Source organism: Streptomyces sp. NPDC058701 (assembly GCF_042715295.1).
GTDB lineage: Bacteria > Actinomycetota > Actinomycetes > Streptomycetales > Streptomycetaceae > Streptomyces.
On the sequence record NZ_JBHXSY010000034.1, the window covers coordinates 72,293 to 82,528 of the forward strand.

The window sequence follows — 10,236 nt, forward strand, 5'->3', positions numbered from 1 at the left end:
GAGGCGGGGCGCGGGGCGGGCGGTCCGGGCCCTTCCCGGACCGGTCAGCGCTGGGGCCAGTACCAGAGCGGTTCGTCCAGCGGGCCCTCGCGGCCCGCGACCTCGGTGCGGCCGAACTCCTTGACCAGGGTGATCGTCCGCAGGTCCACCCGGTGCCGGCGGGTTCCGGCCGCCAGGGCCCCGGCCAGCGGGTCGGCATGGGTGACCACCACGGTCTGGGTGTTCCGGGAAGCCGTGAGGATCAAGTCCGCGAGAGGTTCCAGCAGGTCCGGGTGGAGGCTGGTCTCCGGCTCGTTCAGCACCATCAGGGCGGGCGGCCGCGGGGTCAGCAGGGCCGCCGTCCAGAGCAGGTAGCGCAGGGTGCCGTCGGAGAGCTCGGCGGCGCCCAGCGGGCGCAGCAGGCCGTGCTGGTGGAGCTCCAGCGCGAAGCGGCCGTCCCGTTCGGTGACGGAGACCCGGCTGCCCGGGAAGGCCGCTTCGACGGCCTCGTCCAGGGCGGCGTGGTCCCCGATCTCCCGGATCGTCTGGAGCGCGGCGGGCAGGTCCGATCCGTCGGAGGCGAGCACCGGCGTACGGGTGCCGATCCGCGGGGTCCGGGCGGGGGCCCCGGCGTCGGTGCGGACGTGGTCGTAGAACCGCCAGGACCGCATCAGCTCGCGCAGGGCGAGGAGGTCGGGGGCCAGCTGGGGGTCGGCGAGCTCACTGAGCACGGAGTCGTACGGGCGCAGGGCGTTCTGCGTCCGGTGCCAGCCGCCGTCGGCCGTGCGCGTCCGTACGGCGGGGCCCGCCCGGTCCGACAGCAGCGCGGCCGGGCGCAGCACGGGCCCCGCCCAGGTGCACTCGCGCTTGATCTCCGGGTCCAGGGAGAAGAGCGAGTCCGGGACCGGGGCCGGGTGGCCGAAGTCGACGGCGTACCCGAACTCGTCGCCCGCGAAGCCCAGGCGCAGGCTGACCGGCTCGGTACGGACCGTGCCCTGGAGCGGTTGCTGCCCCTCGCGCACGGCCCGGCCGAGCTTCTCCGGCCCCGCCCACAGGGTGGACGGCAGACCGCCCTCCCCGGCCAGGGCGGCGACGGCGCCGCCGCGGGCGGAGTCGGCGAGCAGGCGCAGCGAGCGGTAGAGGCTGGACTTGCCGGTCCCGTTCGCGCCCGTGACGACGGTCAGCCGGCCCAGCGGGACGACCAGTTTCCGCAGGGAGCGGTAGTTCTCGACGGCGAGCGTGGTGATCACGGGACGATCATGCCCCGGGGTGCTCCCCGGGCGCGAGGAAGCGGCCCGTGGCAGCACCCGGCGGCCCCGGGTGCTCTCCGTGATCGGCCCGGCGGGCAGGCACGCGGCTCCGAGGGCGCCGAGCAGGCCGCTCCGCCGGGACCGGGTCGTTCACCGGGCGTCCGTTCCCTCCCCGGCGAAGCGGGGGACGGACGGCGCGTCGTCGGGGAGTCCGCTGCCGACCGCCGGGCCGGGCCTGCCCTTGCGGAAGACCGCGCAGGCGAGCGTGACCGCGGAACCGAGGACCGCCCAGCCGGCCAGTACCAGCATCGGGCCGCCCGCGCCGTTGCCGCTGAAGTACGCGATGGAGCGCGCGGCGTACGTGCCGGCGCCCGGCGGCAGGGCCGGGCCGATGGCACTCCAGAACGGCGGCAGCAGCGGGTACGGGTAGGCGCCGCCCGCGCTCGGGTTGCCGAACACCACGACCAGCAGGATCGCGAGGCCGATGCCGACCACGCCCGCCAGCCCCTGGAGGGCCAGGGTGATCGCGCCGACCGCGAAGACGACCAGGGTGCCCAGTCCCCACAGCGCCATGAGGGAGCCGGGCAGGGCGCCCAGGACCGGGCCGGCGATGACCGCGCCGAGCAGTCCGGCGACGATCGCGTACACGAGCAGCGCGCCGAGCCGGATGACGGCGCGGGCGGAGTTCGCGGGGCGGGCGCCGGCGCTGATCGCGAGGATCGCGGCGCACAGGTAGCCGCCCACGCACCAGCCGACGACCAGGTAGAAGGCGCTCAGTCCGCGTCCGTCCCCGGCGGCGGCCGGGGCCACGTCGACGATCCGGACGGTGCGGCCCTGGCTCTGCTCGGCGAGGCCCACGACCTCCTCGACGGCCTGGGAGAGGGAGGCGCCGCCTCCGCTGGCGACCAGCAGGCGGTCGATCGTGCCGGACGGGTCGATGATCAGCGCGGCGTCGACGTCCCGGTTCTCGATCTGGACGCGGGCCGCGGCCTCGTCCTTGACGGTGCGGGGGTCGAGCGGGTCGCCGGGCAGGGCGCCGAGCTGCTGCGCGGACCGTTCGGCGACCGGAGCGAGGGGGGCGGCGACCGCGATCGGGATGTCGCTCGGTTTCGGGTGGTGGAAGGCCCCGATGTACGAGGTGATGAAGGCGAGCTGGAGGGCCAGCACCCCCAGGACCAGCAGGGCCGCCCGGGTGGTCACGGCGTCCTTGACCTCGGCGAGGAAGCCCCCGGACGGGCCTGCTGCGGTGCTCTCGGTGGGCTGGTTCATGCCCCCCACGCTCGGCGCGGCGGGGGCGCGGCGCAGCAGGGGAGGACCGAATGGATGACCGAACACGTGTTTCGCACGTGTATTCGAATTGCTCTATGGTGGAGAGCGGGGGAGGTGTTTTCTTTCGAGCGAAGCAGGAGGCCGCGGGTGCCTGGTTTTACGCATCTGCACACCGTTTCGGGGTTCTCCGTGCGATACGGGGGATCACACCCGGACCGGCTGGCGGAACGGGCCGCGGAGCGGGGCATGGACGCCCTCGCCCTGACCGACCGCGACACCCTCGCGGGCGCGGTGCGGTTCGCCAAGGCGTGTGCGAAGGCGGGCATCCGGCCGCTGTTCGGAGTGGACCTGGCCGTGGCGCCCCCCGCGCCGTCGGGCAGGCCGGGCGGGGCCGCCGGGTCGGCCGGGCCGGGGGGCCCGGCCGCCCCGGGACGTGCGGGCGGCGCCGGTCCGCGTACGGGCCTCGTGCGCACGGGGCTCACGGACGGGGGCGGGGCCGGGTGGGCCGCGGCCCGGCCGGGCTCCGGTTCCGGCGTCGGACCGGGTACCGGCTTCGGCGCCGTACCGGGCTCCGGGCCGGGGGCCGGCTCCGCCGAGGTCTCGTACCGGCGGCGGAACCCGGTCAAGGGCGGCGCCTTCATCGACGAGTCCGCCCCGCGCGCGGTCTTCCTGGCCCGCGACGGGGCCGCCGGATGGGCCGAGCTGTGCCGGCTGGTGACCGCCGCCCACGCGGCCGGCGGCGACGTGCCGTCCGGGTCCGGCGGGGCGGGCTCCGGGCAGCCGGTCGTGCCCTGGGGCGCCCTGGGCGGGGGTGGCGTGTACGTCCTGCTCGGGCCCGGTTCCGAGGTGGGACGGGCGCTCGCCGCCGGGCGCCCCGACCGGGCCGCCCGTCTCCTCGGGCCCTGGCGCGAGGTCTATGGGGACTCCCTGCGCCTGGAGGCCGTCCACCACGGCCGCACCGGTACCGGCCCCGGCTCGCTCCGGCTGGCCGCCCGTACCGTCGGCTTCGCCGCCGAGCAGGGCGTCCCGGCCGTCCTCAGCAACGCCGTCCGGTACGCCGACCCCGGCCAGGGCCCCGTCGCCGACATCCTCGACGCCGCCCGCCGGCTGGTTCCCATCGACCCCCGGGGGCCGCTCGACACCGGCGAACGCTGGCTCAAGGACTCCGCCGCCATGGCCGAGACCGCCGACCGGGTCGCCGAGGCCGCCGGCCTGCGCCCCGCCGACGCCCGCCGGCTCCTCGCGGAGACCCGGCGTACGGCCGAGGCGTGCGCGGTCGACCCCGAGGACGACCTCGGCATGGGCTCCGTGCACTTCCCCGAGGCCCGGCTCGTCGGCGCCGCCCGCCGCAGCGCCCAGCGGGTGCTCACCTCCCGGGCCTCCGCGGGCATGGTGCTGCGCGGCTACGCCGGCGACCGCGCGTACTGGGAGCGGATGCACCAGGAGCTCGACGTCATCGCCTACCACGGCTACGCCTCGTACTTCCTGACGGTCGCTCAAGTAGTGGACGACGTAAGGAACATGGGGATCCGGGTGGCCGCCCGCGGCTCCGGCGCGGGCTCCCTCGTCAACCACCTCATCGGCATCGCGCACGCCGACCCCGTCGAGCACGGCCTGCTCATGGAGCGCTTCCTGTCCAAGCGCCGGCGCGTCCTGCCCGACATCGACGTCGACGTGGAGTCCGCCCGCCGGCTGGAGGTCTACCGGCGCATCATCGACCGGTTCGGCACCGAGCGGGTCGCCACCGTCTCCATGCCCGAGACCTACCGGGTCCGGCACGCCATCCGGGACGTCGGCGCCGCCCTGTCCATGGACCCGGCCGCCGTCGACCGGCTCGCCAAGGCCTTCCCGCACATCCGGGCCCGCGACGCCCGCGCCGCGCTGGAGGAACTGCCGGAACTGCGCGACGTGCGCGGGGAGTCGTACGGGCGGCTGTGGGAGCTCGTCGAATCGCTGGACGCGCTGCCGCGCGGGACCGCCATGCACCCGTGCGGGGTACTGCTCTCCGACGCCTCGCTGCTCGCCCGTACGCCGGTGGTGCCCACCAGCGGCGAGGGCTTCCCCATGTCCCAGTTCGACAAGGACGACGTCGAAGACCTCGGGCTGCTCAAACTGGACGTGCTGGGCGTGCGGATGCAGTCCGCGATGGCGCACGCGGTCGCGGAGATCCGGCGCGGCACGGGGGAGGAGCTCGACCTGGACGACCCGGCGCAGGTGCCGCCGGGCGACGAGGCGACGTACCGGCTGATCCGCTCGACCGAGACGCTGGGCTGCTTCCAGATCGAGTCCCCGGGCCAGCGCGACCTGGTGGGGCGGCTCCAGCCGTCCACCTTCCACGACCTGGTGGTCGACATCTCGCTGTTCCGGCCGGGACCGGTCGCCGCCGACATGGTGCGGCCCTTCATCGAGGCCCGGCACGGCCGGGCGCCCGTCCGCTTCCCGCACCCCGACCTGGCCGACGCGCTGCGCGGGACGTACGGGGTGGTCGTCTTCCACGAGCAGATCATCGAGATCGTGCACGTCATGACCGGTTGCGGGCGCGACGAGGCGGACCGGGTGCGGCGCGGGCTGTCCGACCCGCAGTCGCAGGGGCGCATCAAGGTCTGGTTCGCGGCGACGGCGGCCGGGCGCGGCTACCCGGTGGAGGTGATCGCCCGTACCTGGGAGATCGTCCAGGCCTTCGGGTCGTACGGTTTCTGCAAGGCGCACGCGGTGGCCTTCGCGGTGCCGACCTACCAGTCCGCGTGGCTGAAGGCGCACCACCCCGCGGCCTTCTACGCCGGACTGCTCACCCACGACCCGGGGATGTACCCGAAGCGGCTGCTGCTGGCGGACGCCCGGCGGCGGGGCGTGCCGGTGCTGCCGCTGGACGTGAACCGGTCGGCGGCCGCCCATCGTATCGAACTGGTGTCCGATGCGGGCGGGGGCCGGGGCAGGGCCGGTCTGGGCGCGGGTGGAGGCGTGGGCGGGGTGTGGGGTCTGCGGCTCGGCCTGTCCGACGTGCTCGGCATCGGCGAGGCCGAGGCGCGCCGGATCGAGGACGGGCAGCCCTACGCCTCCCTGCGCGACTTCTGGGACCGCGCGCATCCGGGGCGCCCGGTCGCCGAACGGCTGGCCCAGGTGGGGGCCTTGGACGGCTTCGGCGCCAACCGTCGTGATCTGCTCCTGCACTTGACGGAGCTGCACGGCGCGCAGCGGGCGGCGGGAGCCCGCGGGGGTGCCCAACTCCCCCTGGAGGGAGGCCGGTCCACGGCCTCCGTCGGACTGCCCGACCTGACCGACGCGGAACGGCTCAGCGCCGAACTGGGAGTCCTCGGCATGGACGCGTCCCGGCACCTGATGGGCGACCACCACGCCTTCCTGGCCGAGCTGGGGGCGATCTCGGCCCGGCGGCTGCGGGACACCGCGCACGGGCAGACGGTGCTGGTCGCGGGGGCCAAGGCGGCCACCCAGACCCCGCCGATCCGGTCGGGGAGGCGGGTCATCTTCACCACGCTGGACGACGGGACGGGCCTGGTCGACCTGGCCTTCTTCGACGACAGCCACGAGCGCTGCGCGCACACCGTCTTCCACTCCTTCCTGCTCCTGGTGCGGGGTGTCGTGCAGCGGCGCGGCCCGCAGAGCCTGAGCGTGGTCGGAGCGGCGGCGTGGGACCTGGCGGAGCTGGTGGAACTGCGGGCCTCGGGCGGCCTGGACGCGGTCGCGGCCCGCCTGGCCGCGGGCGGGGACGGCCGGGGCGAGACCGCTGACGGCGACGGCGGCGGCGGTGGCGACGGCGGCGGGGACCGTGGTGACGGCGGCGCGGCGGGGGCCGGGTCCGAGCCGCAGACGCCCGGGGCCGGGGCCGCGGCCGGAACCCGGGCTGGGACCGGGGCCGGGGCCGGCCGCCGGATCCGCATGTCCACGGGGTACGAGATGAACCCCTGGGCCGACCTCCAGCCCCCCGGCACCGGCCCCGCGACCGGCCGCAAGCTGTGGCACTCCAGCCCGGGGAGCGCGGGATGACCCGGGCCGGCGCGCCGCGGGCCGTGATGTGCCTGCGGCTGCGCCCCGCCGACGGGGGCCCGCTCGGGGCGGAGGCGTACGCCGGGGTGCTGGCGCTGCTCGGCGGCCTCACCCCGGTCGTGCAGGCGCTGCCGCCCGACGCCGCGCTCGCCGATGTCCGGGGCGCACTGCGCTACTTCGGCTGCGACGCCGTCCGGCTGGCCGCCGTGGTCCGGGTCCGGGCCCTGGCCCTGTACGGGGTGGACGCCGCCGCGGGCATCGCCGGGAACCCCATGCTGGCCCGGACCGCCGCGCGCGACGCCCGTCCCGGGGAGACCCTGGTCGTCCCCGACGAGCCCGCCGCCGTGGCGCGGTTCCTGGCCGGCCGCCCCGTCACCGACCTCGACGGGGTCGGTACCAAGGCCGCCCGGACGCTGTGCTCCTACGGCCTCGACTCCGTGGGGCGGGTCGCCGCCGCCCCGCCCGCCGCGCTGCGGCGGATCCTCGGGGCCCGGCTCGGCCGCGAGGTGCGCGAGCGTGCCCTGGGGATCGACCCCACCACCGTCCGGCCGGGCTCGGCCGCCCGGGCCGTCGCGGCCGAACGGCCCTTCGACCGGGACGAGCTGGACCCCGTACGGCACCGGCGGGCGCTGCTCTCGCTGACGGAGGAACTCGGTGCCCGGCTTCGTACACAAGGACCCGGGCAGGGACAGGTCTGCCGCACGCTCTCGCTCACCGTCCGCTGCGCCGACCGCACCACGCTCACCCGCACCCGCACCCTGGCCGAACCCACCGCGCACTCCGCCGTCCTGACCGCCACGGCCTACGCGCTGTACGCGGGCCTCGGCCTGCAGCGGGCCCGGGTCCGCGCGCTGTCCCTGCGGGCCGAGGACCTGACCCCGGCCGAACGGGCCGCGCGGCAGCTCAGCTTCGACCCCGGGGACGAGAAGGCCCGCCGCCTGGAAGCCGTCACCGACCGGGTGCGGGCCCGCTTCGGGCCGCACGCCATCGCCCGCGGCACGCTCGCCGCGGAGCGGGCGGCGTAACGGCGGTGTAGCGGGAGGTGCGGCGGCCGTCGTGGCGGCCGTCGTGGCGGGGCGACTCGGGGGGTGGCCTGACGGGCCGCTCGGCGGGTGGCCCGACCTGCCGTCGGCCCGCTTATCAAACCGCGGGGACGACACGGCGATTTTTTACCGACGCGTAACTTCCCAGTTTTGCTACCCGCCCGTAATTTGGCGGCAGCAGCACCCCCTTGTGATCCGGATCACGGGACGAGCCCCCACGCCCCATCCCCCCGCGCCATCCCCTTGAGTCGCAACCGCAAGGAGATCACACGATGCTGCCCTGGAGACGCCTGCTCCGCCCGCTGGCCGTCCTCACCCTCGCCGCCGCAGCGCTCGTCGCCCCCACCGGCGCCGCGCAGGCCGCGTCCGCACCCAGCAGCGGCTGGAACAACTGGTCCTGCAAACCGTCCGCCGCGCATCCGCGCCCCGTCGTGCTCGTCCACGGCACCTTCGGGAACTCCGTGGACAACTGGCTGGGCCTCGCCCCCTACCTCGTCCACCGCGGCTACTGCGTCTACTCGCTCGACTACGGGCAACTGCCCGGCGTTCCCTTCTTCAACGGGCTCGGACCCATCGACAAGTCGGCCGGCCAGCTCGACGTCTTCGTCGACCGGGTCCTCGCCGCGACCGGTTCCGCCAAGACCGACGTCATCGGGCACTCCCAGGGCGGCATGATGCCGCGTTACTACCTGAAGTTCCTGGGCGGCGCCGACAAGGTCAACGCCCTGATCGGACTGGCGCCCGACAACCACGGCACCACACTGCTCGGCCTCACCAAACTGCTCCCGTACTTCCCCGGCGCCGAGGATCTGATCAGCTCCGCGACCCCGGGTCTCGCCGACCAGATCGCCGGATCCGCCTTCCAGAACAAGCTGAACGCGGGCGGGGACACCGTCCCCGGCGTCAAGTACACGGTGATCGCGACCAAGTACGACCAGGTGGTCACCCCGTACCGGAGCCAGTTCCTGGACGGCCCGAACGTACGGAACGTCGTGCTCCAGGACCTGTGCGCGGTGGACCTCTCGGAGCACGTCGCCATCGGGCTCACCGACCGGATCGCCTGGCACGAGGCCCTGAACGCCCTCGACCCGGCCCATGCCGAACGGACCACCTGCGCGTCGGTCTTCGACTGACGCACGGGCGGTCCGGGGCCGCGGCCCCGGCCGCCGGTCTACGGACCGACGGCCGGGGAACCGGTTTCACGGCTAGTGGCCGTGGCGGCCCGCCGTCGTCCGCCGCCGGGCCACACCGAACAGCACGGCCGCACCGACGGCCAGGACGGCGGCCCCGCCGATCGCGATGACCGGGGTCGCGCTGCTGCCGCCGGTCTCCGCGAGGTTCGAGCCGTCCGACGAGCCCGCCGGGACGGGGACGGAGACGGCCTTGCCGTTCGTCTTGGGGTCGTTGTCTCCGTGGCCGTTGTGCTCCACCGAGGACTTGTCCGCGCCGGCGGCGATCTGCTGGTCCGTCGGGACCTGCGCCACCGGGCCGGTGCCGGGCTGGTCGGACGGCTCGCCGCCGGGCTGGTCCGAGGGCGTGGAACTCGGCTTCGAGGTGGGCTTCGTGCTCGGCTTGGTGCTCCCGCCGCCCGCGGTGCCGGTGCCGGTGCCGGTTCCGCCGGTCGTGGCGCCGGTCGTGGCACCGGCGCCGCCGGTGGCTCCGCCCGTCGTGCCGCCGTTGTCCTTGCCGAAGACCACGTCGGAGCAGGTGTAGAAGGCCTCGGGGCTGTCCGAGCGCTGCCAGATGCTGTAGATCAGGTGGCGGCCGGTCTTCTTGGGCACGGTGCCGGAGAAGACGTAGTCGCCGTTCTGCATGCCCGGGTCGGTGGACTTGAGGAAGGGCGCCGCCTCCAGGTCGGACCACTTCAGCGGCTTGGCGGGGTCGTACCCGTCCTTCGTCACGTACAGCTCGAAGGACCCCTTGTGCGGGGCGGTCCCCTTGTAGCGGAAGGTGTGGGCGCCCGCCGTCATCGGGCTCGACGGCCAGTCGGCGCGGGCCAGGTCCAGCCCCTTGTACTTGCTGTTTCCCGCCGAGCAGAGCTGCCCGTCCGGGATCAGCGACTTGCTCTGGCCGGCCGCGTTGGCGATGTTCACCGCGTTCCAGTCGTAGAACGCCTGCGCTCCGCTCGCGGCCACGGCCGCCTTGCACGCGGCGGACCTTGGCGACTCCGGCCCCTCCGCGTAGCACGCCGCCACCCGGCTCACCGGGTCCGTCATCGACCCGTGGGCGGCCGCGGGAGCGACGGCGTACGCGGCCACCGCGAGCGGGGCGAGACCTACGGCGGCGATACGGGTGGCGGTACGGCGTACGGGCATGGGTGGATCTCCTTCGGAGCACAAGACAGGGGTGCGCCAGCGGTACCGGGCAGTGCGGCGCCGCCCCCGACGGGGGATGCGGCGCCGCTCCGGCCCTCCCTGGCCCCGCCAAGCTAGCCCGCGAAACCCCCCGTTTCCCGAGCTCGAGCCCCCAAAGGCCGATCCTTAGGCTCCACTTAAGGCACCGGTAAGCAGCCCCTCAGGAATGGGGCTCGCAGAGCCCTTCCGCCTCAAGAAGGCTGGCTCCCCACCGTCCAGGTCAGTCCAGGAGAATCCGCCTCGTGTCGCCCCCGGTGGCTCCCTATCTGGCTCCCCGCCCTCTAGTGCTCTGACCGCATAGGTTCGCCGGGTTGGCGGTCGTGGCGGTTGGATGTG

The 10,236-nt window shown here is 75.1% G+C and carries 6 protein-coding genes; 3 read left to right on the forward strand and 3 right to left on the reverse strand.

Annotation, left to right across the window (positions count from 1 at the left end):
* Positions 1-44: 44 nt before the first annotated feature.
* Complete coding sequence (locus ACFWW8_RS28740) at positions 45-1,229, reverse strand: AAA family ATPase (RefSeq protein WP_386532935.1); 1,185 nt, start codon at positions 1,227-1,229, stop codon at positions 45-47.
* Positions 1,230-1,379: 150 nt separating this feature from the next.
* Positions 1,380-2,498, reverse strand: coding sequence for a DUF3533 domain-containing protein (locus tag ACFWW8_RS28745; protein ID WP_386532938.1), 1,119 nt, complete (start codon positions 2,496-2,498; stop codon positions 1,380-1,382).
* A gap of 147 nt (positions 2,499-2,645) precedes the next feature.
* Here ACFWW8_RS28745 and ACFWW8_RS28750 point away from each other — a divergent pair, with 147 nt between their 5' ends.
* The 3 genes from ACFWW8_RS28750 (at position 2,646) to ACFWW8_RS28760 (ending at position 8,679) form a co-directional block, all read left to right on the forward strand.
* Positions 2,646-6,503, forward strand: coding sequence for a DNA polymerase III subunit alpha (locus tag ACFWW8_RS28750; protein ID WP_386532941.1), 3,858 nt, complete (start codon positions 2,646-2,648; stop codon positions 6,501-6,503).
* Complete coding sequence (locus ACFWW8_RS28755) at positions 6,500-7,528, forward strand: hypothetical protein (protein WP_386532943.1); 1,029 nt, start codon at positions 6,500-6,502, stop codon at positions 7,526-7,528. The genes ACFWW8_RS28750 and ACFWW8_RS28755 overlap by 4 nt, the downstream gene beginning before the upstream one ends.
* A gap of 290 nt (positions 7,529-7,818) precedes the next feature.
* Positions 7,819-8,679: an esterase/lipase family protein gene (locus ACFWW8_RS28760; RefSeq protein ID WP_386532946.1), complete on the forward strand. Its 861-nt coding sequence runs from the start codon at positions 7,819-7,821 to the stop codon at positions 8,677-8,679.
* 72 nt (positions 8,680-8,751) lie between these two features.
* Here ACFWW8_RS28760 and ACFWW8_RS28765 read toward each other — a convergent pair whose 3' ends face one another.
* Positions 8,752-9,861, reverse strand: coding sequence for a lytic polysaccharide monooxygenase (locus ACFWW8_RS28765; RefSeq protein WP_386532949.1), 1,110 nt, complete (start codon positions 9,859-9,861; stop codon positions 8,752-8,754).
* Positions 9,862-10,236 lie beyond the last annotated feature (375 nt).